The following is a 26644-nucleotide window of genomic DNA, read 5'->3' as shown; positions in this document are numbered from 1 at the left end:
GGAACCGGCGCGCACCGTACGGGGGCACACACTCACGCGTCGTCGGTGGTGGCGGTGACGGAGGGACCCGCCGCCTGCTCCGCCGCGACGGTCTTCTTCGCCGTCTTCTTGGCGACGGCCTTCTTGGCCGTGGTGGCCTTCTTCGCCGTCGTCTTCTTGGCCACGGTCTTCTTCGCCGCCGTCTTCTTGGCGGCGGGTGCCTTCTTCGCCGCGGGCGCCTTCTTGGCGGCCTTGCGCGCGGTCTTCCTCACCGGCGCGGCCTCCTCGTCCGCCGAGGTCTCGTCGGCCGCGGCCTCCGCCACGGCCTCCTCGTCACGGCCCGCCGCCTCGTTCGCCTCGACAGGCGTCTCGGCCGCGGGGACGACCACGACGGCCGCCTCCTCGGACGCGGTGGGCGCCGTGGCCTTGCGGACGGCACGCCGCTTGGGACGGGCGGGAGCCGCCTCGGCGGCCTCCGCGGCCGGGGCCTCGGGCTCCGGCGCGACCGGCTGCGGCTCCGGGGCCGCCACCGGGATCGTGACCTCGGCCTCGGCGGCCGGCGCCGCACCCTGCGGGGAGCCCGCCGGAGCGGACGCCTTACGGGTGGCCCGGCGACGGGTGCGCCCCTTCGGAGCGGCCTCCGCCACCGGCTCGACGGGAGCGGCCTCGGGCTCGGCGGCGACCGGCTCGGCGGCCGGCGCGGCCTCCTCGGCCACGGGCTCCGCGACCGGGGCCGGAGCCTCGGCACCGCGCGGCGCACCGGCCGGGGCGGACGCCCGACGGGTCGCCCGACGGCGCGAACGGCCACGGCCCGCCGCTGCCTCCGCCTCGGCGACGCTGCTGTACAGCTCCTCGTCCGCGGCGAACTCCGGCGCGCTCAGCGCGACGGGCTCGGCCGCCTCCGCCTCGACCTCGGCGGCCGACTCGTGCTCCGGGTGCTCCGCCACGGCCTCGTGCGCGGTGTCCTGGGTGTGCTCGTGCGTGTGCTCGTGGTCGTGCTCGCCACCGGCGCCGCGCCCGCGCTTCTTGCGCTTGCCGCCGCCACCGGTGGAGGTGGGCTGCTCCATGTGGACGATGACACCGCGGCCGTTGCAGTGGACACAGGTCTCGGAGAAGGACTCCAGCAGGCCCTGGCCCACCCGCTTGCGGGTCATCTGCACCAGACCCAGCGAGGTGACCTCGGCGACCTGGTGCTTGGTGCGGTCCCGGCCGAGGCATTCGAGCAGCCGTCGCAGCACGAGGTCGCGGTTGGACTCCAGGACCATGTCGATGAAGTCGATGACGACGATGCCGCCGAGGTCCCGCAGCCGCAGCTGACGGACGATCTCCTCCGCCGCTTCGATGTTGTTCCTCGTCACGGTCTCCTCAAGGTTGCCGCCCTGACCCGTGAACTTCCCGGTGTTGACGTCGACCACGATCATGGCCTCGGTCTTGTCGATGACCAGGGAGCCGCCCGAGGGGAGCCAGACCTTGCGGTCGAGCGCCTTCATCAGCTGCTCGTCGATGCGGTACGTCGCGAAGACGTCGACCTCGGAGGTCCAGCGCTGGAGCCGGTCGACCAGATCGGGCGCGACATGCGCGACATAGCCCCGGATGGTCTCCCAGGCCTCGTCACCGCTGACGATGACCTTCGAGAAGTCCTCGTTGAAGATGTCGCGGACGACCCGGACGGTCATGTCCGGCTCGCCGTAGAGCAGCGTCGGGGCGTTGCCCGTCTTCGCCTTCTTCTTGATGTCCTCCCACTGCGACTGGAGGCGCTCCACGTCACGGCGCAGCTCGTCCTCGCTGGCGCCCTCGGCGGCGGTGCGCACGATGACGCCCGCGTCCTCGGGGACGACCTTCTTGAGGATGGACTTCAGCCGGGCCCGCTCGGTGTCGGGCAGCTTGCGGCTGATCCCGGTCATCGAGCCCTCGGGCACGTACACCAGGTAGCGGCCGGGGAGGGAGACCTGGCTGGTGAGCCGGGCGCCCTTGTGGCCGATGGGGTCCTTGGTGACCTGGACGAGGACGGACTGGCCGGACTTCAGCGCGCTCTCGATCCGGCGGGGACCGCCGCCGAGGGCCTCGAAGTTGACCTCACCCGCGTACAGGACGGCGTTGCGGCCCTTGCCGATGTCGATGAAGGCGGCCTCCATCGACGGCAGGACGTTCTGCACCTTGCCGAGGTAGACGTTGCCGACGTAGGAGGTCGACTGCTCCTTGTTGACGTAGTGCTCGACCAGGACGTCGTCCTCCAGGACGCCGATCTGGGTGCGCTCGCCGTGCTGGCGGACGACCATGACCCGCTCGACGGCCTCGCGACGGGCGAGGAACTCGGCCTCGGTGATGATCGGCACCCGGCGGCGGCCCTGCTCACGGCCCTCGCGGCGGCGCTGCTTCTTGGCCTCCAGGCGGGTCGAGCCCTTGATGGACTGGACCTCGTCGGACGCGGGCCGCTCCTCCTTCTTACGGGGTTCGCGGACCTTGACGACCGTGCGCTCCGGGTCGTCGGCCCCGGTGGGGGCGACGGCCTCGCCGGAGCTGTCACCGGCCCGGCGCCTGCGGCGGCGACGGCGACGGCTGCTGCTGGAGCCCGAGCCGTCCTGGTCGTCGCTGTCGTCGTGGTCGTCGTGCTCGGCGGGGCGCTGCTCGTCGGTGTCCTCGTCGGCGGCGCCGTCGTCCTCGGTGTCGTCGGCGGAGTCGCCGTTGCCCTCGGCGTGCTCGCCCCGACGGCGCCGGCGGCCGCCACGGCGGCGACGGCGGCGTGAGCCGGGCCCGTCGCTGTCGTCGTGGTCGTCGCCGTAGGCGTCGGCGCGCTCCTCGTCCTCGGTGTCGCTCCCGGCGGCCTCGGCAGGCTCCTCGACCGGCTCGGCGGCGGGGGCCGGCGCGTCGGCGACGGGTGCGTCCGTGGTGGTGGCGGGGACGGCGACCCGGCGGCGGCGACGGCGGCGGGAACCGGCGGTGTCGTCCTGGGCCTCCTGGGCCTCCTGAGCGGGGGCCTCGGGGGCCTCCACGACCGGCTCGGCGGCCTCGGCCGTCGCGGTGTCCTCGGGCTCGGCCTCCTCCTCGACGACGGCGTTGCGGGCCTGGGCGGCCTCGGCTGCGGCGCGCTCGGGGGTCTGGAACATCGGCTCGGCGAAGACCGGCGGCTGGAACACGGCCACGGCGGGCCGTGCGGGCCGGTCGTCGCCCTTGCCGCGGGTGCGCTGCTGGGCGGGCTCGGAGAATCCGACGGCGGCTCGGGCGACCCGGCGGCGGCCACGGCCACGCGGGGCCTCGTCGGCCTCGGGGGCGCTCTGCCGCGCCTCCACGGGTGCGGCGGGCGCGGCTTCCTGGGCCTCGGCGGGCGCGGCTTCGACGGTGCGGGTGGCGCGGGTCGCCCGGCGGCGGGGGCGCTTGGGGGCGGCGTCCTCGGCGGGCGCGGGCTCGGCGGCCCGCTCCTCGGCCACGGGCGCGGCGGCGGGCTCGACGGCCGGGGCCGTGTCGCTTTCGGCGGCGGAGGCGGCGGCGCGGGTGGCCCGGCGGCGACCGCGGGTGCGGGGCGCCTCCGTGCTCTCGGCGGGCGCGGGGCTCTCGGCGGGCGCCGCGGCGGGCTCGGGAGCCGCCTCGGCGGCGGGCGCGGCCTGGGCCGCGGGGGTGCTGTTCTGCGGCGCGGCGGCGGTCCCGGCGGCGCGGGTGGCGCGGCGGCGGGCGCGCTTGGGCGCGGCGGTGTCGTCGGTGGCGGAGGCGGGAACCTCCGGCTGGTCGGTCGCGGTCACGGCGACCTCCTCGGGTGCGGTGGCCTGGGGGGTGGTGGTCGCGGTGGCGACCTCCTCGGTGGCCTGCGGCGCGCCCGCGGGGCGGCGGCACGGCGGGTGGCCCTGCGGCGGGTGCGCGCGGGCGGTGCGGCCTCGGTCGCCCCGACGGCGGGTTCGGCGGCCTCGGCGGCCTCCTCCGCTTCGTCCGGGGCGGCGGGCTCGGCGGCGGCCGGTGCGGTCACCTCGGCGGCGGGCGCCCCGGTGGGCGCGGTGGCGCGGCGGGTGGCACGGCGGCGGCGGGGCGCGGGGGCCTCGGTGGCCTCGGTGGTCTCCGCCGGGTCGTCGGCCGGGACGGCCGTACCGGAGGCCGCTGCCTCGGCGGTGTCGGCCCCGGCGGCGGCCGGTATGGCCGGATCGGCGACCGGGGGGCCCGCGGGGCGGGAGGCGGCGCGGCGCCGGCGGCGCGGCGGCAGGGTGTCGCTGGGGCTGTCGGCCCCGGCGGCGGGATCGTTGTCGGTGGCGGAACCCTTTACGGGTTCGGTCGGTTCGAGCATGCGGGCGGTTCTCCCGTCGGCTCCCGGGCGCCGCGCTGATCCGGTTGACGTCCGCGGCTCGCGCGTCCTGCGCGGAGCCGCCGTCCGGGGCGCGTGCGCCGCTCGGGAGCGATCTGTGTCCTGTCTCGCCGGTTCCGTACACCATGTCGCGTACGGCCTGGCGAAAGTCTTGTGGTCGGTGCGCTGCCCGACCCAGGTGGCTCCCGGATACAAGGGCGGCGCTACGACGTACGTCCTTACGCGGGGCCTTCCGGCGTCGGCGCCTTCGCGGCGGCGGCCTCGGCGGTCCCTGAAGCATGAACTGGGGCGGCCACGACTGCCTCGCGGTCGGGCGCGAGCGGGTCGGTCACCGTGCCGGTCTCGTCATCGAAAAGCCCCTGCGCCAGCCTGGTCACCGCTGCGGGGACCGGCGGCGCCAGGTCGGCCACAGCTCGGAGACCGGACAGGACGTCGTCGGGTCGTACGGCAGGCGTCACGTGCCGAACAACCAGGCGCAGTATCGCACAGGGCCGGTCGCCCGGCCCATCAGCCGGGGTTCCGTGCGTGCCCGGGGCACCGGGCCCGGTGGTCGTGAGCTGGGCGACAGCGGCGCGCGCGTCGAACGTACGTACGCCGTTCTTCGTCTGACGGCTGACCTCGACCGACTCCGCCGCCAGGAAGGCGGCGGCGGCGTGGTGTGCCGCTTCCGGCTCGACACCGTCGAGCCGGAGCTCCCACACGGAGCCCGTCAGCCGGTCCGCGAGACCCGGGGTACGGGCCTCGACCGCGTCGACGATGTCGAGCCCGGTGGGCAGCGACTCGTCGAGCAGGGCCCGCAGCCCGTCGGGGTCACGCGGCTCGGTGAGCGCGATCTCCAGGTACTCCGCCTCACTGCCCGTGCCGGTGGGTGCGGCATTGGCGTACGACACCTTCGGATGGGGCGTGAACCCCGCCGAGTACGCCATCGGCACCTCGGCTCGGCGCAGCGCTCTCTCGAACGCGCGCTGGAAATCACGGTGGCTGGTGAACCGGAGGCGGCCACGCTTGGTGTAGCGCAGTCTGATGCGCTGCACCGCCGGTGCGGGCGGAGGGCCTTCGGGCTGTCGCTTGCCCAGTGTCGTCAGTCCTTCGTGAGTGCGGTCGTGCTGCTACCTAGAGTACGTCGCGGATCGCCGCCGGGTTCCCGTGGCCCGGAACCCGTTGCGCGCGACCCGCCCGCCACGGCGGTCCCCGGTACGCCCTCCCCCGGCCCCGGCAGCGGTACGGGACGGGGTACGGGCCCGCTCGCGACGGCCGGCGCGAGCGGGTCGCCGTACCGTCCGCCCCCGGGAGCGCCGACCCGTGCGGGACCGGCGGTGGAACCGCCCGCGGCACCGGTCGCCGCGGGCTCCCGCGCGGCGGCCGGTACGGCCACGGCGACCGGCTCGCGCCGGGCACCGGAGAAGGCCCGGCGGATGTCGGCGCGGGTCTGGCGGGCCGTGTCCCGGACGGTCCCGAGCGCCTGGCGCGTCGCACGGCCGGCCTCCCGGGCGAGCCGCGCGGCGGGCCGCCACAGGGTGTCCCGGACGGCGTGGCCCACCGGGACGCAGACCGCGCGGTAGAAACGGACGGCGGGGCCCACGACCAGCAGCCGCAGCAGCCCGCCGAGGAACCGGCCGACCGCGCGGGAGATCCGGCCCGCGATCCGCCAGGCGTGCCCGAAGGCGTCCCCGACCTCCCGCCCGACGACGGCGAGCCCCCGGCCCACCGGGGCGAGCAGCCACCGCCACAGTCCGAGCGCGGGGTAGTACAGCAGGACCCGCAGCGTCCAGTAGAGGCCGATACCGACACCACGGGCGCCCTTGACCAGGACGTACCCGACCGCTTTGCCGACCGGTGCGAGCACCCAGGTCCACAGCCAGGACACGGGGACGACGACCAGCACCCGGAGCACCCACAGCAGTCCGACCCCGGCACCGTCCGCCGCGCGGGCGAGGCCGCGCCCGAGCGGGGTGAGCACGGCCGCGTACAGCCACTTCGCCGGAACGGCGACCAGGACCCGCAGCAGCCAGGCGCATCCCGCCCACAGCCCCTTCAGCGTCCACAGCGTGCCCCGGCCCAGCGGTACGGCGATCCACCGCACGCACCAGTTCAGCGGGGTCACGACCAGGACCCGCCCCAGCACGGCGAGGCCCCGGCCGACCGGCCGCAGCACGGCCCGGTTCAGCAGCGCGCCCCCCGCGACCAGCACGTCCCACAGCAGCCGTACCGGCACGACGAGCACCAGGACCACGATGCGCACAGGCAGCCGGACCGCGACGGCGAGCCGCCCCTCGGCCTCCCGCGCGGGCCCCTGCCGCGCCCGCTCGCTCATTTGTTTGTTCAGGTCCATGCCCCCAGGAGACACGGACCGGCCCCGGATCGTTTCCCCGGGGTCGGCTCTGTGCCCAAGGTGTTACGCGATGTACCGTCACTCCCCCTTTGCCCGGGGGCACCCGGCGAGTGCCAGGGACCCGCCGGCTGTCAGATACGGGGCTGTCGGGAGGGGCAGGGCAGGTCGGGAGAGGCGCGGTTCGGGGAGCAGGTGACCAGGGCCACCGAGTGGAAGACCGCGCCCTTCAGATAGTGGCCGAGGGAGACGTCCCCTCCCCATGTCAGCCGCTCGACGGCAGTCTTCACCAGGAGGACGAGCCTGATCGCCTCCCGGTCCTGCCCAGAGGCGAACCGAGGAGCGAACTCGGCGAGTTGGAGGCCCAGCCATACGCCGGCTTCCTTGGGTTCGGCCCATGTCCCCCGGATCATGGAGGGCGGTTTCATAAGCCAGTGCGCGGTCTGGACCGGCGGCACGTCAGAGGTCGGGAACACGCTCACGGCTTCGCGGTACCGGTCGCGCACCTCCGTCTCACTGGTCGCCGTCGGGGCCTGACCAGGGGGTCTGCGGATGCTCTCCTTGTCGAACGTCTTCTTCTCCCCGAGCCATGCGTAGCCGTGGTGGTGCACTGCCGCTCCGTTCCAAGGGACGGCGACGGCCCCGCCCGCCGGTGCGGGACGGGGCCCTCGGTTCAGGTGTGGCCGCGTTCAGGCGGGGCCGCGCTTCGGACCGGGCCGCGCTTCAGGCCGGGCCCGCGCTTCAGGCGGGGAGGCCGAACCACACGGGGTCGATACCCGCCGCGGCCAGCTCCTCCGTGGTGAAGCGCAGCGGTTCGGCGTCCGGCCGTTTGCTGTCACCCACGGCCCAGGCACCCGGCGCGATCCTCGCGAGCGTCACGCACGACTCACCGTCCGGGTGCGTGTTGCCACCGCATGCCTTCGAGAACGCGACTCCGTGGAGGGGGAGAGCCCGTACAGATCGGTCGTCATCGCGTCGCCTTTCGCCTTCATCCGAATGCGTCGGGACCAATCATGTCCGGACAGCGGGCCGGTTCCTAGACGGTTTCCTGTTCACGAAAAAGCTCGTCCCGAATGGCCGCGATCAGGGTGCGCATATCGTCGCCGGAAACAGCGACACCACTGAACCGTTCGAATTTGGCAACATACAGCGCGATGTCCCTGGGATCTGTCATCACTGTTTCCGCATGGATCATCTCGACGGTCACCGTACGCTCGTCCTTGATGGAGAACGAGTGGCCCGGAAATTCCGTCTGCGCGGCGGACAGCCCGACGATCCCGATGTCCACGCCGGGCAGCCGGGACACGGAGATCAGCCAGTCGAGCTGTCCCGCCATGACCAGTGGTGGAACGATGCGCCACCGGAGGACGGATTCCGTGATGATGAAACGGAACGCCTTCTCTTCCGAGTACAGGATGCTTTGCCGAGCCAGCCTCACACCGACGGTTCGCTCCAGCTGCGCTTCGGTGAGACCTTTCCCGGCGAAGACCGCTCTCACGTATTCAGGGGTCTGGAGCAGACCAGGGACGAGCGAGTGCTGGAACAGGCGGAGCAGGGTTGTCTGTGATTCAAGTGCCTTTACCTGCTCCTGCTTCCGGCTGTACCCCAGCCGCCGCACGAGGCGCCACGCCGTGACCTCCGTGGTGGCCTCTCTGACCGCCGCCATGTACTCGCCCTTGACTTCGTCCGAGACACCGATGGCGGTGAGAATACAGTCGACGTCCGTGACGCTCGGAGCTGTCTTCCCGTTCTCGATCTTGGACAGCTTGGAACGGGACATGACAGCGCTACGGGCGACCGCTTTGGCCTCCAGTCCGGAGGACTCCCGCAGTTCCCGCAGCGCTGGCCCGAGGCCGGACTTCTTCACCCGCCGTACTCTGTCCACCATTCGGAGAACGGCACAGCCCGGTCCATGGCTGTGTCCCGGTAGGCCAAGAACCTGGAGAGCTGTTCCTCCCCATGGAAATCAGTACCCAGGTACCGGCCGTCCCCGTCGTACTTCATGGCTCCGACGGTCCGCTCGTCGAACAGCCAGAAGTCCGGCGCCTGAGGAATCGGGTTCTCCTGGTGCGTCGTGTCCAGGATGAAGAACTCTTCCCCGGCCGCCATGTTCCGACGGTATCCCCAGGAGAGCTCGAACCGGAGATAGTCCGTCAGCGGACGGGCCAGGACATGGACACGGTAGATCCGCTTTCCCGACCGGACCGCATCCCCGACCGTCTTCACCCACGCGGCCGTCTTGTACTCTTCCGGCTGCGGCTCACCTGCGAGAAACGCCCGGTACGCGTCGGCACCGCCCGACTTGCTGTAGTCGTCCAGGGTCTCCAGCCGGAACGCCTCCCGGTCGAATTCCTTGAAGCAATCCCCCAGCGTCCTAGATGAGATCGTCACGAACGGCCTTTCGGATGAGCTCCACGGGGATCTCCACCAGGGTTTCGTGGGCGGGGATCTCCAGTCCGTGTTCGGTGATCCTGGCCCCTTGGACAGCGAGCGTGCCCCGGTTCGTGAGGTAGAGGGCAGGACACTCGCCCTCTTCGCACTCGCCCACCAGCCGCGTCAGCTTCACATGTTCCCCCTGCTCTTCGGGTGTCCCGACAGATGCTCGCGGTCCCGGCCGGGGAGAGACAAGGGGTTCGGGTTTCCACTACTGGAAACCGGCCGGGCTCCCGCAACGGGGACAGAAATGAGGCGGCAGGACATCGCTGTCCTGCCGCCTCTCACTTCGGCGGGTGTCCCGGTCAGGCCGGTGCGCCGCTACTTCACGACCGTCAGCGGCAGCAGCTTCTTACCCGTGGGGCCGATCTGGATGGACGTGTCCAGCTGAGGACAGACCCCGCAGTCGAAGCACGGGGTCCAGCGGCAGTCGTCGACCTCGGTCTCGTCGAGGGCGTCCTGCCAGTCCTCCCAGAGCCAGTCCTTGTCGAGGCCGGAGTCGAGGTGGTCCCAGGGCAGGACCTCCTCGTAGGTGCGCTCGCGGGTGGTGTACCAGTCGACGTCGAGACCGACCGCGGGCAGTTCCTTCGCCGCGCAGGCCATCCAGCGGTCGTACGAGAAGTACTCACGCCAGCCGTCGAACCGGCCGCCGTCCTCGTAGACGGCGCGGATGACCGGGCCGAGGCGGCGGTCGCCGCGGGACAGCAGGCCCTCGACGATGCCGGGCTTGCCGTCGTGGTAGCGGAAGCCGATGGAGCGGCCGTACTTCTTGTCGCCGCGGATACGGTCCCGCAGCTTGCCGAGCCGGGCGTCCGTCTCCTCGGCGGAGAGCTGGGGCGCCCACTGGAAGGGGGTGTGCGGCTTGGGCACGAACCCGCCGATGGACACCGTGCAGCGGATGTCGTTGGCGCCGGAGACCTCACGGCCCTTCTGGATGACGTTCATCGCCATGTCGGCGATCTGGAGGACGTCCTCGTCGGTCTCGGTGGGCAGACCGCACATGAAGTACAGCTTCACCTGGCGCCAGCCGTTGCCGTAGGCGGTGGCGACCGTACGGATCAGGTCCTCCTCGGAGACCATCTTGTTGATGACCTTGCGCAGCCGCTCCGAGCCGCCCTCGGGGGCGAAGGTCAGCCCGGACCTGCGGCCGTTGCGGGTCAGCTCGTTCGCCAGGTCGACGTTGAAGGCGTCCACCCGGGTCGACGGGAGGGACAGTCCGATCTTGTCCTTCTCGTACCGGTCCGCGAGGCCCTTCGCCACGTCCGCGATCTCGGTGTGGTCGGCGCTGGACAGCGACAGCAGACCGACCTCCTCGAAGCCGGTCGCCTTGAGGCCCTTCTCGACCATCTCGCCGATACCGGTGATGCTGCGCTCACGGACCGGACGGGTGATCATGCCCGCCTGGCAGAAGCGGCAGCCCCGGGTGCAGCCGCGGAAGATCTCCACGGACATCCGCTCATGGACGGTCTCCGCGAGGGGGACGAGGGGCTGCTTGGGGTAGGGCCACTCGTCGAGGTCCATGACGGTGTGCTTGGACACCCGCCACGGCACGCCCGAGCGGTTGGGCACGACCCGGCCGATCCGGCCGTCCGGCAGGTACTCGACGTCGTAGAACCGGGGGACGTACACCCCGCCGGTGCGCGCGAGCCGGAACAGCACTTCCTCGCGCCCGCCGGGACGGCCCTCTGCCTTCCAGGCGCGGACGATGTCGGTGATCTCCAGGACGGCCTGCTCGCCGTCGCCGATGACCGCGCAGTCGATGAAGTCCGCGACCGGCTCCGGGTTGAACGCCGCGTGACCGCCCGCGAGGACGATCGGGTCGTCGATGTCCCGGTCCTTGGACTCCAGCGGGATACCCGCGAGGTCCAGGGCGGTGAGCATGTTGGTGTAGCCCAGCTCCGTGGAGAAGCTCAGCCCGAACACGTCGAACGCCTTGACCGGGCGGTGCCCGTCGACCGTGAACTGGGGCACGTCGTGCTCGCGCATCAGCGCTTCGAGGTCCGGCCACACGCTGTAGGTGCGCTCGGCGAGGACGCCCTCGCGCTCGTTCAGTACCTCGTAGAGGATCATGACGCCCTGGTTGGGCAACCCCACCTCGTAGGCGTCCGGGTACATGAGCGCCCAGCGGACGTCACAGGCGTCCCACGGCTTCACCGTGGAGTTGAGTTCCCCACCGACGTACTGGATGGGCTTCTGGACGTGCGGGAGAAGCGCTTCCAGGCGTGGGAAGACCGACTCGACAGGCATCGTGGTGTCTCTCGTGAGCTGAACGGGGGACATCCCGCGAAAGAGGCGGGTGACCCTCAAGCCTAGCGCGTTCCGCGGATCTCCCGGGTTCGCCGCTGGGCCTCCTCCCACGCCTCGGGCAGCGCGTCCTCGTACCCGGCCGCCAGGTGCTCCTCGCGGCCGTACACCAGACCGTAGGTGAAGGAGCTCTCGCGGGCGCCCTGGGCCTGGGCGGCGATGTCCCGCAGAGCGCCCCGGGTCATCACGCTGTCCTGGTGCTCGCCGAGCAGCCCTTGCAGGGCCTTCGCCCCGCGTACGGCGTCCTTGGCGGGCGCGCCGAGGGTGTCCAGGGCGGCCTCGGCGGCGTAGCGCAGCCGCTTGGCCTTCTTGCGGGCGTCGTGCATGGCGAGGTCGCGTTCGGGGCCGCGCGGCCGGGCGAGGGCGTCCTCGACCAAGGCGGAGAGCTTGCCGAAGTCCTTGGCGGCGGCCTTGTGGATCACCTTGGCGGGGTCCCGGTGCGCGGCGGGCAGCAGCGGCGGGGCGGCGAGCAGGGCGTCGATCCGGTTCAGCAGGGTGAGGTACCGCTTGCCGTCCAGTACGGCGATCAGCCGTCGGCGGGAGCCGCCGCGCCGGGCGTGCGCCCAGGTGCGCAGCCGGGTGCGGACGGGTCCGGCGGTGAGGGTGCGGGGCAGTCCGGTGAGATGGCCGGTGAGCCGCTCGGTCAGCACTTCGGCGTCCCGGTCGACACCGAGCTCCCCGGCGAGCCACTTCAGCTCGTCGGCGATGGGGTCGGTGACGGTGCGGTCGAGGACCTTGCCGTAGGAGCGGAAGGTGCTGCGCATCCGGCGGGTGGCGACCCGCATCCGGTGCACCGAGTCGTGCTCGTCGCGGCGGACGGCGGGGTCGAGGGTGACGAGGGCGTCCCGCTGCACGGTGATATAGGCGAGGACGGGGGCGGCGGCGGTGTGGGGCGGCACGACGGGATCAGGTCCGGCCCCGGGCGCGGAGACGGGCGCGGCCCCGGGTGCGGCCACGGCGTCGGGCGCGGGTCCGGCTTCGGCGGACACGGCATCGGACACCGGTACGGCCTCGGCGGCGGGCTCAGGCGCGGCTACGGGCACGGGTGCGGGTACGGGTGCGGGTGCGGTCTCCGCGAGGGCGCGGGCCAGTTTGGAGGCGGACTTCGAGCGGCGCAGTCCGCCCTTCTTCAGCTTCTTCTCGACCTTGTCGAGGAACGCGGGCTCCTGGTCGTCCGCCAGCTCGACCTCGATCTCGGTCCAGCCGGTGCTGCCGTCGCCGCCGGAGAGCCGGTCGGCGGTGACCACGTCGACGCTGAGCTCGGCGAGCAGCGCCCCGTCGGAGTCGACGAGGTGGTGGACGTCGCGCAGGGAGCGCAGCCGGACCACGGGCAGCAGCGGGGCGTCCCGGATACGGGAGCGCACGAGGCCGACGAGGGCCCGGGGCACCCCGGCGGACAGGGGGGCGCGGATCTCGTCGCGCACGCCGTCGGCGACCGGGAGCTTCAGATGCCATCCGGCGTCGTCGCCGCCGGTGCGGCGGCGCAGGGTGATCGACGCGGCGGCGAGCCGCTGGTCGGCGGTGTCGTAGTAGACGGCGTCCAGCTCGGTGACCCCGCGGTGGACGAGGGCCGAGACACCGCCGACCGCGGTCAGATCCGGCAGCGACGTCGCGTCGGTGTCCCGGCCCCTGGCTTCGTACTTACGCTCGATCTCACGCTTTGTGTCCGCCATGCACCGAATGTAGACGGATTTATCCGTCCGGGGCAGCCCTCGCGTCGGGTGCGCGGCCGGTCGTCGTGCGGAATTGGCCGGTGGACCACCCTCGCGGAGCCCGGTGGCCGGGCTGCCGCACGCGTGAACTCCCCCTGGCGCATGCGTGGGCCTGCTGCCGCACGGGGGGCCGTCCCCGCCGCGCGCCCGCGCACGCCGTACCGGCCAGGCACCCTGTACCGGCCAGGCACCCTGTACCGGTGAGGCGGCCCGTACCGGTCAGGCGGACAGGGGCCGTTGCACCCGGATCGACTGGAGGAGTCCGACGGCGACCCAGACCGCGAACATCGCGGACCCTCCGTAGGAGACGAACGGCAGGGGCAGACCCGCGACGGGCATGATGCCGAGGGTCATCCCGATGTTCTCGAACGACTGGAAGGCGAACCAGGCGATGATCCCGGCGGCGACGATCGTGCCGTACAGCTCGGTGGTCTCGCGGGCGATCCGGCAGGCGCGCCACAGCAGGACGCCGAGCAGGACGAGGATCAGTCCGGCGCCGACGAAGCCGAGTTCCTCACCGGCGACGGTGAAGACGAAGTCGGTCTGCTGCTCGGGGACGAACTGGCCGGTGGTCTGGGAACCCTTGAACAGGCCCATCCCGCTGAGTCCGCCGGAGCCGATGGCGATCCGGGCCTGGTTGGTGTTGTAGCCGACGCCCGCCGGGTCGAGCTCCGGGTTGGCGAAGGCGGCGAAACGGTTGATCTGGTACTCGTCGAGGACGTTGAGCTGCCAGACCGCGATGGCGCCGAGCGCGCCGGTGCCGAGCAGCCCGAAGACCCAGCGGTTGGAGGCGCCGGAGGCGAGCAGCACCCCGAGCACGATCATCGCCATCACCATGACCGACCCGAGGTCGGGCATCAGCAGGACGATCACTATCGGGATGACGGCGAGACCGAGGGCCTGGACGACGGTCCGGTGGCCGGGGTGGGCCCGGTCACCGGCGTCGACCCGGGCGGCGAGCAGCATCGCCATCCCCAGGATGATCGTGACCTTCACGAACTCGGAGGGCTGGAGGGTGAAGCCGCCGCCGATGACGATCCAGGCGTGGGCGCCGTTGATGGTGGCGCCGAGCGGGGTGAGCACCAGCAGGACGAGGAAGACGGAGACGCCGTAGAGGATCGGCACGGCGGTGCGCAGATTGCGGTGGCCGAGCCAGATGGTGCCGATCATCAGGACGATGCCGATACCGGTGTTGAGCAGATGGCGGAAGAGGAAGTTGTAGGGGTCGCCGCCGGTGAGCTCGGTGCGGTTGCGGGTCGCGGAGTAGACGAGGACGGCGCCGATCAGCGAGAGCGCGAGGGCCGACAGCAGTATCGGCCAGTCGAGGCGGCGCAGCAGGCCGTCCCGGGCGGTGACCCGGGACAGCCAGGAGCGTTCGGGGCCGTAGCCGGAGACGGAGAAGCCGTGGGAGCCGCTCATCAGTCGCGCCTGCCGGTCGTCGCGGGCGGTCCGGCGAGCGCCTGGGTGCTCGGGGACGGCTCGGGCTGGGGGTCGTAGGGCCTGATCCTCGGGGAGTCGATGGCGCCGTCGCGGCCGATCCTCGGCAGGCTCTTCTGCGGCTGGGGCAGCAGGGCCTTCCTGGGGTCGATCTTGCCTTCGGGGCTGACTCCGTAGAGCGCGTTGAAGACGTTGCGGACGGCGGGCGCGGAGGCGCCGGAGCCGGTGCCGCCCTGGGCGATGGTCATGACGATGGCGTACTCGTCGGTGTAGGTCGCGAACCAGGAGGTGGTCTGCTTGCCGTGGACCTCGGCGGTGCCGGTCTTGGCGTGCATCGGGATCTTGTCCTGGGGCCAGCCGCCGAAGCGCCAGGCGGCGGTGCCGCGGGTGGCGACCCCTTCGAGGGCACCGTCTATCTCGTCGCGGGTCTTGCGGGTCATGGGGAGCTTGGCGCCCGCGCGGGGCGCGATCTCGCGGACCTGCTTGCCGTCGGGGCTGATGACCGCCTTGCCGACGCTGGGGTGGTAGAGGGTGCCGCCGTTGGAGATGGCGCCGTAGATGGCGGCCATCTGGATCGGGGTCACCAGGGTGTCGCCCTGGCCGATGCTGTAGTTGACGGAGTCACCGGCGCGCATCAGGTTGCCTTCGAGGCAGTTCTCGTAGGAGAGCTGCTGGATGAAGTCGCCGCCCTTCTTGCCCGCCTTGCACCAGGCGTCCTTGTTGGCCTTCCAGAAGTCCTTCTTCCACTGCCGGTCGGGGATTCGGCCGGTGACCTCGTTGGGGAGGTCGATGCCGGTCTCCTTGCCGAGGCCGAACTGGTGGGCGGTCTTGTAGAACCAGTCGTTGGTCTTGTTCTTGGGCTTGATGCCCCCGTCGCGCTTCCACTCCTCGTGGGAGAGGCGGTAGAAGACGGTGTCGCAGGAGACCTCCAGGGCCTGCCCGAGGTCGATCGAGCCGTATCCCTTGGACTCGAAGTTGTTGAAGACCTGGCCGCCGATGGCGTACGAGCTGGAGCACTCGTAGTTGTCGTCGAAGCCGTATCCGGCGTTGACGGCGGCGGCGACGGGGACGACCTTGAAGATGGAGCCGGGGGCTGCCTGGCCCTGGATGGCCCGGTTGAGCAGCGGGTAGTTGGAGTTCTTGCCGGTGAGGCGGGCGTAGTCCTTGCCGGAGATACCGCCGACCCAGGCGTTGGGGTCGTATGTGGGGTTGGACGCCATGGCGACGACCCGGCCGGTCTTGGCCTCCATCACGACGATGGCGCCGGAGTCGGCCTTGTAGTTCATGCTGGTGTTGTCGTCGTAGACCTTGCGGGCCTCTTTGAGCGCCGCTTGCAGCTCGTACTCGGCGACCCGCTGGACGCGGGCGTCGATGCTGGTGACGACGTTGGCGCCGGGTTCCGCCTTGTCGCTCTTGGCCTCGCCGATGACCCGGCCGAGGTTGTCGACCTCGTAGCGGGTGATGCCGGCCTTGCCGCGCAGTTCCTTGTCGTACTGCCGTTCCAGTCCGCTGCGGCCGACCTGGTCGGAGCGCAGGTACGGCGAGTCGCTGTCCTTGGCCTTCTCGATCTCCGCGTCGGTGACGGGGGAGAGATAGCCGAGCACCTGGGCGGTGTTGGCGTCGCCGGGCGCGGCGTAGCGGCGGACGGCGGTGGGTTCGGCGGTGATGCCGGGGAAGTCCTCGGAGCGTTCCCGGATCTGGAGGGCCTGCTTCGGGGTGGCCTCGTCGGTGATCGGGATCGGCTGGTAGGGGGAGCCGTTCCAGCAGGGCTGCTTGGTCTCGGCGTCGCAGAGGCGGACCTTGTCGGTGACCTCCTTGGGCTTCATCCCGAGGACCTCGGCGAGCCGGGTGAGGGCCGCCTTGCCGTCGTCCGGCATCTTCATCAGGTCGGTGCGGGACGCGGAGACCACGAGCCGGGTCTCGTTGTCGGCGAGGGGCACTCCGCGCGCGTCGAGGACGGAGCCGCGCACGGCGGGCTGCACGACCTGCTGGACGTGGTTGCCGGAGGCTTCCTCGGCGTACTCCTCGCCGTTGCGGATCTGGAGGTACCAGAGGCGTCCGCCGAGGGTGAGCAGCAGCGACACCACCAGTACCTGGATGACGACGAGCCGGACCTGGACCCGGGGTGTGCGTCCGGTCTCCGGAATGTTCGTCACAGTCGCTTGGCCCCCTTGACCTTGATACGTCCCGCGCGTGCCACCCGGGCCCGCGCCGCCTTCACCCGCAGTCCGCCGCGCTGGTTGCCGATCCGCAGGCCCGTGCCGGAGGACAGCCAGCCCGCCGAGACATCGCTCTTGGCGGCGGCGTTGGTCTCCGCGAGCGGGTCGTTGTCGGCACGTCTGGCGAGGGCCATGATGAACGGCACCGTGAACGGCGCGAGCAGCAGATCGTAGAGCGCGGCGGTGAACAGCAGGCTGGTGAGTCCCACATGGCGGGCGGCGGTGTCACCGACGAGGGCGCCGACGCCCGCGTACAGCAGGGTGGAGCCGATGGCGGAGCCGACGACGACGAACATGGGTCCGACGGCGGACATCAGCCGGCCGTTCTCCGGCTTGGCGAGTCCCGCGAGGTAGCCGATCACGCACAGGACCAGCGCGTACCGCCCGACCGCGTGGTCGGCGGGCGGGGCGAGGTCGGCGAGGAGTCCCGCGCCGAAGCCGATCAGGGCGCCGCTGACATGGCCGTAGACCAGGGCGAGGCCGAGGACGGTGAGCAGCAGCAGGTCGGGGACGGCGCCGGGCAGTTGCAGCCGGGCGAGGACGCTCACCTGGAGGACCAGGGCGACCACCACCAGGGTGGCGGAGAGCAGCATCCGGTTGAAGCGCATGGTCCAGCTCCTACTGCTCTTGCGGCTGACCGGACTGCGCGAGCTCGCCGGGTGCCTGCGGGGACGGGGTGACGGTGACGGTCACGGTGGGCGTGGGGGTCGGCTTGGCGGCGGGCGGCAGCACGGTGTCACGCGGGTCCTCGCGCGGTGCCTCGACGACGACGCCGACGATGTCCAGCTTGGTGAAGCCGGTGTAGGGCTTCACGTAGACGGTGCGGGTGAGGTCGCCGCCGGAGGGGTCGACGCGGGTGACCACGCCGACGGGGACCCCGGGGACGAACGGCTTGTCGGCCTCCGAGCCGAAGGTGACGAGCCGGTCGCCCTTCTTGACCTTGGACTTGCCGTTGAGGAGCTGGACGCGCAGCGGGCCGTCGCCGCCGCCGGAGGCGAAGCCGAGTTCGTCGGTCTTCTCCATCCGGGTGCCGACGGTGAAGTCGGGGTCGTTGGCGAGCAGGACCGTGGCGGTGGAGGGGCCGACGGTGGTGACCCGGCCGACGAGGCCGTCGCCGTTGAGGACGGTCATGTCGCGCCGGAGGCCGTCCTTGGCGCCCGCGTCGATGGTGACGGTCCAGGAGAAGCCCTGCGCTGCTCCTATCCCGATGACCTCGGCCGCCTTGATGCCGTACTGTCCGGCGCCCGCCGTCTTCAGCATCGCGTCGAGCTGGCGGACCCGGCTGCGGTTGCGGTCGTCGCTGCCGAGCCGGGCCTTGAGCCCGGCGTTCTCCCGTTCCAGTACGGCGATCCGGTCGTGGCGTTCCCCGGAGTCGCGGACGGCGCCGATGGCGTTGCCGATGGGGTCCACCGCCGAGGAGACGCCGTTCTCCACCGGTCCGAGTACCGCTGCGGCGGCTCTGCGGGCGCCGTCGACCGGTGAGTCCTCGCCGCCCCTGATGTCGACCGTGATCAACGCGAACGCGATGACGATCAGCAGCACCAGGAGCAGTCGGCTCTCTCGTGTGTCCCTCACGTGCGGCGGCCGTGCCTTCCTCGTCGGAATGTCTGTGGGGATTGTCTGTGGAGCTATGGAGCTATGGAGCCATGTGGCTATGTGGCTATGTGGCTATGTGGCTATGTGGCTATGTGGCTATGTGGCTATGTGGCTATGTGGCTATGTGGCTATGTGTGTCTGCGGGCTGTGGATGTGGGCCGGGCCGGGGATCGGGGCCGGGGCTGTGGGGGATGTCGGTGGGTGTCGTTGCGCCTGCGCCTGCGTTCCGGTGCCGGTGCCGGTACCGGTGCCGGTACCGGTACCGGTACCGGTACTGATCCTGGCCCCGATTTCGAATACCGGTCCCGCTTCCGTTGCCGGTCCCGCTTCCGTTGCCGGTCCCGCTTCCGTTGCCGGTCCCGTTTCCGTTGCCGGTCCGGCTGACGTCCGGTCCCGCTGACGTTCCCGGTCCCGCCGGACGGGCCGTACGGTCGGCACCCGCCCGGTGCCGATACCCGATATCCGCTGCCCGGCGGCCGGCCGGGTGCCGCGGTGGCCGGGAGCGGCGGTGTGGACGCCGGGCCGGGGGCCGGGGCCCCCGGGGGTGGTCACGGGCGGGGCGTCCGCCGGGGTATCGGGGCCGGGGCCCGGGGTCCACGGCGGAACCCGGGCGTCATCGGCGCGGCTGGGCGTCCAGCACCTGCTGGAGCGCCTCGAACTCCTCGACGCACTTCCCGGAGCCGAGGGCGACGGAGTCGAGCGGGTTCTCGGCGATATGGATCGGCATGCCCGTCTCGCGGCGCAGCCGCTCGTCGAGGCCGCGCAGCAGGGCGCCGCCGCCGGTCAGCACGATGCCCCGGTCCATGACGTCGCCGGACAGCTCCGGCGGGCACTTGTCGAGGGTCGTCTTGACGGCGTCGACGATCGCGTTGACGGGTTCCTCGATGGCCTTGCGGACCTCGGTGGCCGAGATGACCACGGTCTTCGGCAGGCCGGAGACCAGGTCGCGGCCGCGGATCTCGGTGTGCTCGTCGTTGTCGAGGTCGTACGCGGAGCCGATCGTGATCTTGATCTGTTCGGCGGTGCGCTCGCCCAGCAGAAGGCTGTACTCCTTCTTGATGTGCTGGATGATCGCGTTGTCCAGCTCGTCGCCCGCGACCCGGATCGACTGCGCCGTGACGATTCCGCCCAGCGAGATGACCGCGACCTCGGTCGTGCCGCCGCCGATGTCCACGACCATGTTGCCGGTGGCCTCGTGGACGGGGAGCCCGGAGCCGATGGCGGCCGCCATGGGCTCCTCGATGATGTGCACCTGGCGGGCACCGGCCTGCGACGACGCCTCGATGACGGCGCGGCGCTCCACTCCCGTGATGCCCGAGGGGACGCAGACGACGACCCGGGGGCGCGCGAGATAGCGCCGCTTGTGGATCTTGAGGATGAAGTAGCGGAGCATCCGCTCGGTGATCTCGAAGTCGGCGATCACGCCGTCCTTCAGGGGACGCACGGCCACGATGTTGCCGGGGGTGCGTCCGATCATCTTCTTCGCTTCGGAACCGACCGCGAGGATGCCACCGGTGTTGGTGTTGATCGCGACGACGGACGGCTCGTTGAGCACGATCCCCTTGCCTCTGACGTACACCAGCGTGTTGGCGGTCCCGAGGTCGACAGCCATGTCACGGCCGATGAACGACATGTGGTTCCCCATGAGGATGCGTCTGGCCTTCCCAAGTGGAGCGTGTTGAGTGCTTTTCAGGTCGGCATGTGGGTGCTGTGTGGCGTGAAGGCTTCCATCGTAGTCTCGCCCGCACGGACACGGCGCTAAGGTCCTCGCCATTGTCAGCAGATGAAGCACTGCCCCGCTATTGGGGACGTGCGGATGGAGCCATGCGTTCCCCCGATCGGCGCGCATATGTCCATGGTCCAGCTGATTTTTTCGCGGGGAATCCTGTTCGGAATGCGGACCCCGATGACGTCCCGTCAGGAAATTCTCTACGTGAACATGTCGTCGGCGGGTCCTGCGCGACCGGGTGGACACCACCGGACGGGACCCGCCGGGCGTGTCCCGGACGGCGCACCCCGCACCCGGGAGCTGGACACGGGGACGGGGTGGCGGCGGACGCGCGGCGCGGGGGGCCGGTCAGGCCAGGTTCGGGAAGAAGATCTTCAGCTCGCGGTTCGCGGACTCCTCGGAGTCGGACGCGTGGATCAGGTTCTCGCGGGTGATGGTGCCGAGGTCGCCGCGGATGGAACCGGGGGCCGCCGTGATCGGGTCGGTGGGACCGGCCAGCACCCGGATGCCCTCGATGACCCGCTCGCCCTCGACGACCAGCGCCACGACCGGGCCGGAGGACATGAACGTGACGAGCGGCTCGTAGAAGACCTTGCCGACATGCTCGGCGTAGTGCTGCTCCAGGGTCTCCCGGTCCAGCGTCCGCAATTCCAGCGCGGTGATCCGCCAGTCGGCCTTGCGTTCGATACGGCCGACGATCTCGCCCACCAGACCCCGCCGCACGGCATCGGGCTTGAGGAGGACGAGGCTGCGCTGGGTCATGGTGTGCGGCTCCTTCGGTCACCTGGTGTACGGGTCCTCAGAGGTTACAGGCACCGCACACCCCTCCGTCACGCAGCGTCAGGCCCTGGCCCGGCCGTCGCCGTCCCCTCCTGCGCGGCGGCCCAGCGGGCCTTCACCTCGTCCACCTTGCGGCCGTAGTGCAGGGACGCCCACCACAGCGCGCCGAAGCACAGCCCGAGCACGAACATCATCGGCACGACGAAGCCGCTGAGGACCAGCAGCCCCTGGAGCGCCCAGCCCAGCTGGACGCCCAGCGGCCGGGTGACGAAGCCGCAGAGCAGCAGGCTCAGCGCCATCAGGGCCCCGCACACCCCCCATACCGCGCCCAGCGAGAGATCGGGGTCCTTCATGGCGACGAGACCGGCGAAACCGATCACGAAGAACTCACCGAGCAGTGTGGACGAACAGAGAACCCGCACAGTCAGCCCCTCCCGAGGAGCAGTCGGGCATCCCCGACGGTGAAGACGGAACCGGTGACGAGCACTCCCCCGCCGGAGAACTGGCCGTCCTCCTCGGCGAGCGTGATCGCCGCCTCGATGGCGTCGTCGATCCGGGGCTCGACCTGCACGCGCTCCTCCCCGAACACCTCCACGGCGATCGCGGCGAGCGTGTCCACGTCCATCGCGCGATGGGTGGTGTGCTGGGTGACGACGACCTCGGTGAAGACCGGCTCGAACGCTTCGAGCAGCCCCCGGACGTCCTTCTCCGCGCTGGCCCCGACGACACCGATCAGTCTGCTGAAGCCGAACGCCTCGTCCAGCGAACCGGCGACGGCACGCGCGCCCGCCGGATTGTGCGCCGCGTCCAGCACGACGGTCGGCGAACGGCGCACGACCTCCAGCCGGCCGGGGGAGGTGACGGACGCGAACGCCTTGCGGACGGTGTCCATGGCGAGCGGCTCCGAGCGCTGGGCGCCCACCCCGAAGAACGCCTCGACGGCGGCGAGCGCGACGGCCGCGTTGTGCGCCTGGTGGACGCCGTGCAGCGGGAGGAAGACCTCCTCGTACTCGCCGCCGAGACCGCGCAGGGTCAGCAGCTGACCGCCGACGGCCACCTGCCGGGCCACCACGCCGAACTCCAGGCCCTCCCGGGCCACCGTGGCGTCGACCTCGACGGCCTTCTTCAGCAGCACCTGCGCCGCGTCCACGGGCTGCTGGGCGAGGATGACCGTGGCGTCCTGCTTGATGATCCCGGCCTTCTCCCCCGCGATCTCGCCGGGTGTCGAGCCGAGCCGGTCGGTGTGGTCCAGGTCGATCGGGGTGACCACGGCGACCGAGGCGTCGATGACGTTGGTGGCGTCCCAGGTGCCGCCCATGCCGACCTCGACCACGGCGACATCGACCGGGGCGTCGGCGAACGCCGCGTACGCCATCGCGGTCAGCACCTCGAAGAACGACAGCCGGTACTCCTGCTGGGCGTCGACCATCTCGATGTACGGCTTGATGTCGCGGTACGTCTCCACGAACCGCTCGGGGTCGATCGGGGCGCCGTCCAGACTGATCCGCTCGGTGATCGACTGGACGTGCGGCGAGCTGTACCGGCCGGGGCGCAGATCGAAGGCGGCGAGCAGGGCCTCGATCATGCGGGCCGTGGACGTCTTGCCGTTGGTGCCGGTGATGTGGATCGACGGATAGGTGCGCTGGGGGTCGCCGAGGATGTCCAGCAGGGAGGCGATCCGGGTGACGGACGGCTCCAGCTTGGTCTCGCCCCAGCGGCTCGACAGCTCCGTCTCGACCTCGCGCAGCGCGCGGTCCACCTCGGGGTCCTCGGGGCGGCCGGGCAGATCCGGCGAGGGGGCACCGCCCTGGGTGCGCAGGGTGCGGCTCCCTGCCTCGATCGCGGCGAGATCGGGGTCGCGACCGGTCTCGGCCTCGACGATCTCGTCGAACTGGTCCAGAGGGTCACGGTCCGGGTCACGCGGGGGGTACTGGCTCACGCGCCCAGTCTACGGAGGCCCACCGACAGCGGCTCACCCGCCGCCGCCGTCCCACCGGCCGGACGGGCCGGGAACCCGTCCGGGGCGGCGGAGCCGGGGGCAGTTACGCACCCCGCCCTCCCCGGGACGGGCCGGGGAGGGCGGGGTGCGGTGGCCCCTGGCGGGGCCGGGCGGATCAGGCGGCGGGCAGGGCGTCGAGCTGCGCCTGGATACGGGCGATGTCCTCGTCCGCCTTGGTGAGCCGGCCCCGGATCTTGTCCACGACCTGGTCGGGCGCCTTCGCCAGGAACGCCTCGTTGCCGAGCTTGGCGGTGGCCTGGGCCTTCTCCTTCTCCGCCGCGCCGAGGTCCTTGGCCAGCCGCTTGCGTTCGGCGGCGATGTCGATCGTCCCGGACAGGTCCAGGGCGACCTCGACCCCGGAGACCGGCAGTGTCGCCGTGGCGGCGAAGCTCCCGCCCTCCGGCTGGAGCCGCAGCAGCTGCCGGATGGCCGCCTCGTGCGGGGCGAGCGGCGAACCGTCGAGACCGAGCCGGGCGGGCACCCGCTGACCGGGCTGGAGGCCCTGGTCGGCACGGAAGCGGCGGACCTCGGTGATCAGCTGCTGGACGGTGCCGATCTCCCGCTCGGCGGCGGTGTCCCGGAAGCCGCTGTCCTTGGGCCAGTCCGCGATCACCAGGGACTCGCCCCCGGTGAGGGTGGTCCACAGGGTCTCGGTGACGAACGGCACGATCGGGTGCAGCATCCGCAGGGTGACGTCGAGCACCTCGCCGAGGACCCGGCCGGAGACCTTCGCCGCCTCGCCGCCGCCCATGAACGTGGTCTTGGACAGCTCGACGTACCAGTCGAAGACCTCGTCCCACGCGAAGTGGAACAGCGCGTCGGACAGCTTCGCGAACTGGTAGTCGTCGTAGAGGGCGTCGACCTCCGCGACGGTCGCGTTCAGCCGGGACAGGATCCACCGGTCGGTCGCCGACATCTCCTCGGCGGACGGCAGCTCGCCCTCGACGGTCGCCCCGTTCATCAGGGCGAACCGGGTGGCGTTCCAGATCTTGTTGGCGAAGTTGCGCGAGCCCTGGACCCAGTCCTCGCCGATCGGCACGTCGACGCCCGGGTTGGCGCCGCGCGCCAGGGTGAAGCGCAGGGCGTCGGAGCCGTACTTGTCCATCCAGTCGAGCGGGTTGACCGCGTTGCCGAAGGACTTCGACATCTTCTTGCCGAACTGGTCGCGGACCATGCCGTGCAGGACGATCGTGCGGAACGGGGGCGTGCCGTCCATCGCGTACAGACCGAACATCATCATCCGGGCGACCCAGAAGAACAGGATGTCGTAGCCGGTGACGAGGACGGAGTTCGGATAGAACTTCGCGAGGCTGTCGGTCCGCTCCGGCCAGCCGAGCGTGGAGAACGGCCACAGGCCCGACGAGAACCAGGTGTCGAGGACGTCGGTGTCCTGGTGCCAGCCCGCACCGGACGGCGGCTGCTCGTCGGGGCCGACGCAGACGACCTCGCCGTTCGGGCCGTACCAGACGGGGATGCGGTGGCCCCACCACAGCTGGCGGGAGATCGTCCAGTCGTGCAGGTTGTCGACCCAGTCGAAGTACCGCTTCTCCATCTCCCTCGGGTGGATGTCGACCCGGCCGTCGCGGACCGCGTCACCGGCGGCCTTGGCGAGGGTCCCGACCTTGACCCACCATTGGAGGGACAGCCGCGGCTCGATGGTGGTGCGGCAGCGCGAGCAGTGGCCGACGGAGTGCGTGTACGGGCGCTTCTCGGCGACGATCCGGCCCTCCGCGCGCAGCGCGGCGACGATCGCGGAACGGGCCTCCATCCGGTCCAGGTCCTGGAAGGGCCCGGGGACGGTGATGATCGCGCGCTCGTCGAGGACCTTGATGGACGGCAGACCGTGCCGCCGGCCGATCTCGAAGTCGTTCGGGTCGTGGGCGGGCGTCACCTTGACCGCGCCGGTGCCGAACTCGGGGTCGACGTGCTCGTCGGCGACGACGGGGATCCGCCGGTCGGTGAGCGGCAGGGCGATCGTCCGGCCGACGAGGTGGCGGTAGCGCTCGTCGTCGGGGTGCACGGCGACGGCGGTGTCACCGAGCATGGTCTCCGCGCGGGTCGTCGCGACGACCAGGGAGTCCTCGCCCTCGCCGTAGCGGATGGAGACCAGCTCACCGTCGTCGTCCTGGTACTCGACCTCGATGTCGGAGATCGCGGTGAGACAGCGCGGACACCAGTTGATGATGCGCTCGGCGCGGTAGATCAGCTCGTCGTCGAAGAGCCGCTTGAAGATCGTCTGGACGGACCGGGAAAGGCCCTCGTCCATGGTGAAGCGCTCACGGTCCCAGTCGACACCGTCACCGAGACGGCGCATCTGCCCGGAGATCTGCCCGCCGGACTCGTCCTTCCACTGCCACACCCGCTCGACGAACGCCTCCCGGCCGAGGTCGTGCCGGGACTTGCCCTCCTTGCCCAGCTCACGCTCGACGACGTTCTGGGTGGCGATGCCCGCGTGGTCCATACCGGGCTGCCACAGCGTCTCGAAGCCCTGCATACGCTTGCGGCGGGTCAGCGCGTCGATCAGCGTGTGCTCGAAGGCGTGCCCGAGATGCAGGCTGCCGGTGACGTTGGGCGGCGGGATGACGACGGTGAACGGCGGCTTGTCGCTCGCCGCGTCGGCGGCGAAGTAACCACGCTCCACCCAGCGCTCGTACAGCTCCCCCTCTACCTCGGCCGGCGCGTACTGGGTCGGCAGTTCGGAGGTGGGCGCTGGATTCTGCTGCTGAGAGTTCTCGGTCACGGGGTCAGTTTAGAGGCGTCACGGTCCCGCACTGAAACCCGTTGTTTTGGTAACGGTGCGGCCCCCGCCGGTCACTTCGCCGGTCCGTTGCGTCAGGATGTCGGGAACACGTAAACATCGGGGAGGGAACGTCCGCATGAGCTACAACCAGCCGGGCCCGTACGACGGGCAGCAGCAGCCGCAGCAGCCCGGGCCGTACGGTCAGCCGGGGCCTTACGGCCAGCAGCCGCAGGCTCCGCAGCCCGGCTACGGCTATCCGCAGCAGCCGCCTCCTCAGCCGGGGTACGGCTACCCGCAAGCGCAGCCCCCGCAGCCGGGCTACGGCTACCCGCAGGCGGGTCAGCCCGGTCAGCCGCAGGCACCGGGCCAGGACCCCGGCTACGGCTACGCGCAGCCCCCGGCACCGGGCGGCGGCAAGAAGAAGACGGGCCTGATCATCGGTGCCGTCGCGGTCGTCGCGGCGATCGGCGTCGGTGTGTACCTCGTCGTCGGCGGCTCGGGCGGGAGCTCCGCCCTGTCGGACGACGGGCCGCACAAGCTGACGACACCGGCCAGCATCCTGGACGGCGAGTACAAGCGGATGTCGCCGGACAACCCGCCGGAGGACGCCTCGACGTCCGACAGCGCCAAGGAGCTCGCGAAGAGCGGGGTCACCGAGGCCAAGGCCGTCACCGGCATCTACTCGACGTTCGACATGAGCGGCGGCACCCAGCCGACCCCGGAGGAGATCGCCGGCTCCAAGGCCGTCACCTTCGTCGGCCTGTACGGCAAGGTGAAGGACCCGGAGGCCGCCCTGGACTCCGCGTTCACCGGGATGGCCAAGGAGAAGGGCGAGGCCCTCAAGGTCCTCGGCGCCCCCGAGAAGGTGACCCCGGACGGACTCGACGGCGCCGTCATGAAGTGCCAGAAGGCCCAGGCCAAGGACGAGACGGGCAAGCTCGACACCCAGTACCTGTGCATGTGGGCCGACTACAGCACCCTGGCCCTGGTGATCCCGGCCGAGAGCGGCACCGGCGTCTCGCTGAACGTCTCCGCCCAGGTCACCGCGGATGTCCGCAAGGACGTACGCGTGAAGAACTGACCCATGACCCGCGCCGAA

General features: G+C 71.3%; 20 protein-coding genes and 1 pseudogene. 1 reads left to right on the top strand and 20 read right to left on the bottom strand.

Translation table 11 applies throughout. From position 1 onward, the window contains the following. Window positions 1-32: 32 nt before the first annotated feature. From OG711_RS26490 to OG711_RS26395, 20 genes and pseudogenes are all read right to left on the bottom strand, one after another. A complete protein-coding gene (locus OG711_RS26490) occupies window positions 33-3716 on the bottom strand; it encodes an Rne/Rng family ribonuclease (RefSeq protein ID WP_329560850.1) in 3684 nt (1227 codons plus the stop codon). Further along, entirely contained in the window at window positions 3713-4249 is a 537-nt protein-coding gene (locus OG711_RS39250; protein ID WP_329560848.1) for a hypothetical protein, read from the bottom strand. The genes OG711_RS26490 and OG711_RS39250 overlap by 4 nt, the downstream gene beginning before the upstream one ends. A 236-nt stretch (window positions 4250-4485) precedes the next feature. Continuing rightward, window positions 4486-5301 carry a TIGR03936 family radical SAM-associated protein gene (locus OG711_RS26480; protein ID WP_329560846.1) on the bottom strand — a complete coding sequence of 272 codons (816 nt, stop codon included), beginning with the start codon at window positions 5299-5301 and terminating at the stop codon, window positions 4486-4488. Between the two features lie 47 nt (window positions 5302-5348). Then, window positions 5349-6599, bottom strand: a complete 1251-nt coding sequence (locus tag OG711_RS26475) for a hypothetical protein (protein ID WP_329560844.1) — start codon at window positions 6597-6599, stop codon at window positions 5349-5351. Window positions 6600-6730: 131 nt separating this feature from the next. Then, complete coding sequence (locus OG711_RS26470) at window positions 6731-7207, bottom strand: hypothetical protein (RefSeq protein WP_073793703.1); 477 nt, start codon at window positions 7205-7207, stop codon at window positions 6731-6733. 130 nt (window positions 7208-7337) lie between these two features. Beyond that, window positions 7338-7547 (bottom strand): annotated as a pseudogene (locus OG711_RS26465) (DUF397 domain-containing protein); the annotation flags it as partial. A gap of 85 nt (window positions 7548-7632) precedes the next feature. Continuing rightward, complete coding sequence (locus OG711_RS26460) at window positions 7633-8463, bottom strand: helix-turn-helix domain-containing protein (protein WP_329560839.1); 831 nt, start codon at window positions 8461-8463, stop codon at window positions 7633-7635. Then, entirely contained in the window at window positions 8460-8987 is a 528-nt protein-coding gene (locus OG711_RS26455; RefSeq protein WP_073793705.1) for a DUF6879 family protein, read from the bottom strand. The genes OG711_RS26460 and OG711_RS26455 overlap by 4 nt, the downstream gene beginning before the upstream one ends. Next, entirely contained in the window at window positions 8971-9162 is a 192-nt protein-coding gene (locus OG711_RS26450; protein ID WP_073793706.1) for a hypothetical protein, read from the bottom strand. The genes OG711_RS26455 and OG711_RS26450 overlap by 17 nt, the downstream gene beginning before the upstream one ends. A 188-nt stretch (window positions 9163-9350) precedes the next feature. After that, window positions 9351-11276: a TIGR03960 family B12-binding radical SAM protein gene (locus OG711_RS26445; RefSeq protein WP_073793709.1), complete on the bottom strand. Its 1926-nt coding sequence runs from the start codon at window positions 11274-11276 to the stop codon at window positions 9351-9353. 62 nt (window positions 11277-11338) lie between these two features. Continuing rightward, complete coding sequence (locus tag OG711_RS26440; protein ID WP_329560835.1) at window positions 11339-13006, bottom strand: CYTH and CHAD domain-containing protein; 1668 nt, start codon at window positions 13004-13006, stop codon at window positions 11339-11341. Window positions 13007-13264: 258 nt separating this feature from the next. Then, window positions 13265-14464, bottom strand: a complete 1200-nt coding sequence (gene rodA, locus OG711_RS26435; protein ID WP_073793711.1) for a rod shape-determining protein RodA — start codon at window positions 14462-14464, stop codon at window positions 13265-13267. Further along, the gene (gene mrdA, locus OG711_RS26430; RefSeq protein ID WP_073793712.1) at window positions 14464-16638 is read right to left on the bottom strand and encodes a penicillin-binding protein 2; all 2175 of its coding nucleotides are present in this window, start codon (window positions 16636-16638) and stop codon (window positions 14464-14466) included. Before mrdA ends, rodA begins: the two co-directional genes overlap by 1 nt. Then, entirely contained in the window at window positions 16635-17309 is a 675-nt protein-coding gene (gene mreD, locus OG711_RS26425; RefSeq protein WP_073793713.1) for a rod shape-determining protein MreD, read from the bottom strand. Before mreD ends, mrdA begins: the two co-directional genes overlap by 4 nt. Window positions 17310-17319: 10 nt before the next feature. Next, entirely contained in the window at window positions 17320-18276 is a 957-nt protein-coding gene (gene mreC / locus OG711_RS26420; RefSeq protein WP_073793714.1) for a rod shape-determining protein MreC, read from the bottom strand. A gap of 634 nt (window positions 18277-18910) precedes the next feature. Next, on the bottom strand, window positions 18911-19930 hold the full coding sequence (locus tag OG711_RS26415; protein WP_073793716.1) for a rod shape-determining protein: 1020 nt from the start codon (window positions 19928-19930) through the stop codon (window positions 18911-18913). 444 nt (window positions 19931-20374) lie between these two features. Then, on the bottom strand, window positions 20375-20788 hold the full coding sequence (gene ndk, locus OG711_RS26410) for a nucleoside-diphosphate kinase (RefSeq protein ID WP_073793717.1): 414 nt from the start codon (window positions 20786-20788) through the stop codon (window positions 20375-20377). A 68-nt stretch (window positions 20789-20856) separates the two neighbouring features. After that, window positions 20857-21228 (bottom strand): DUF4233 domain-containing protein, encoded by a 372-nt coding sequence (locus OG711_RS26405; protein ID WP_073793718.1) that lies wholly within the window; start codon window positions 21226-21228, stop codon window positions 20857-20859. Window positions 21229-21230: 2 nt separating this feature from the next. After that, a complete protein-coding gene (gene folC / locus OG711_RS26400; protein WP_073793719.1) occupies window positions 21231-22745 on the bottom strand; it encodes a bifunctional tetrahydrofolate synthase/dihydrofolate synthase in 1515 nt (504 codons plus the stop codon). 175 nt (window positions 22746-22920) lie between these two features. Next, window positions 22921-25545, bottom strand: a complete 2625-nt coding sequence (locus OG711_RS26395) for a valine--tRNA ligase (protein WP_073793720.1) — start codon at window positions 25543-25545, stop codon at window positions 22921-22923. Between the two features lie 136 nt (window positions 25546-25681). Here OG711_RS26395 and OG711_RS26390 point away from each other — a divergent pair, with 136 nt between their 5' ends. Continuing rightward, window positions 25682-26626: a hypothetical protein gene (locus OG711_RS26390; protein WP_266515537.1), complete on the top strand. Its 945-nt coding sequence runs from the start codon at window positions 25682-25684 to the stop codon at window positions 26624-26626. Window positions 26627-26644 lie beyond the last annotated feature (18 nt).

It is taken from the genome of Streptomyces uncialis (genome assembly GCF_036250755.1).
GTDB lineage: Bacteria > Actinomycetota > Actinomycetes > Streptomycetales > Streptomycetaceae > Streptomyces > Streptomyces uncialis.
This window is presented reverse-complemented; position numbering and strand designations above follow the sequence as displayed.

What these genes read in the sequence shown, in the direction of transcription:
- OG711_RS39250 (WP_329560848.1), bottom strand. Translation starts at nt 4,249, where the DNA reads ATGCTCGAACCGACCGAACCCGTAAAGGGTTCCGCCACCGACAACGAT.
- OG711_RS26475 (WP_329560844.1), bottom strand. Translation starts at nt 6,599, where the DNA reads ATGGACCTGAACAAACAAATGAGCGAGCGGGCGCGGCAGGGGCCCGCG.
- OG711_RS26445 (WP_073793709.1), bottom strand. Translation starts at nt 11,276, where the DNA reads ATGCCTGTCGAGTCGGTCTTCCCACGCCTGGAAGCGCTTCTCCCGCAC.
- OG711_RS26440 (WP_329560835.1), bottom strand. Translation starts at nt 13,006, where the DNA reads ATGGCGGACACAAAGCGTGAGATCGAGCGTAAGTACGAAGCCAGGGGC.
- rodA (WP_073793711.1), bottom strand. Translation starts at nt 14,464, where the DNA reads ATGAGCGGCTCCCACGGCTTCTCCGTCTCCGGCTACGGCCCCGAACGC.
- mreD (WP_073793713.1), bottom strand. Translation starts at nt 17,309, where the DNA reads ATGCGCTTCAACCGGATGCTGCTCTCCGCCACCCTGGTGGTGGTCGCC.
- OG711_RS26415 (WP_073793716.1), bottom strand. Translation starts at nt 19,930, where the DNA reads ATGTCGTTCATCGGCCGTGACATGGCTGTCGACCTCGGGACCGCCAAC.
- ndk (WP_073793717.1), bottom strand. Translation starts at nt 20,788, where the DNA reads ATGACCCAGCGCAGCCTCGTCCTCCTCAAGCCCGATGCCGTGCGGCGG.
- OG711_RS26390 (WP_266515537.1), top strand. Translation starts at nt 25,682, where the DNA reads ATGAGCTACAACCAGCCGGGCCCGTACGACGGGCAGCAGCAGCCGCAG.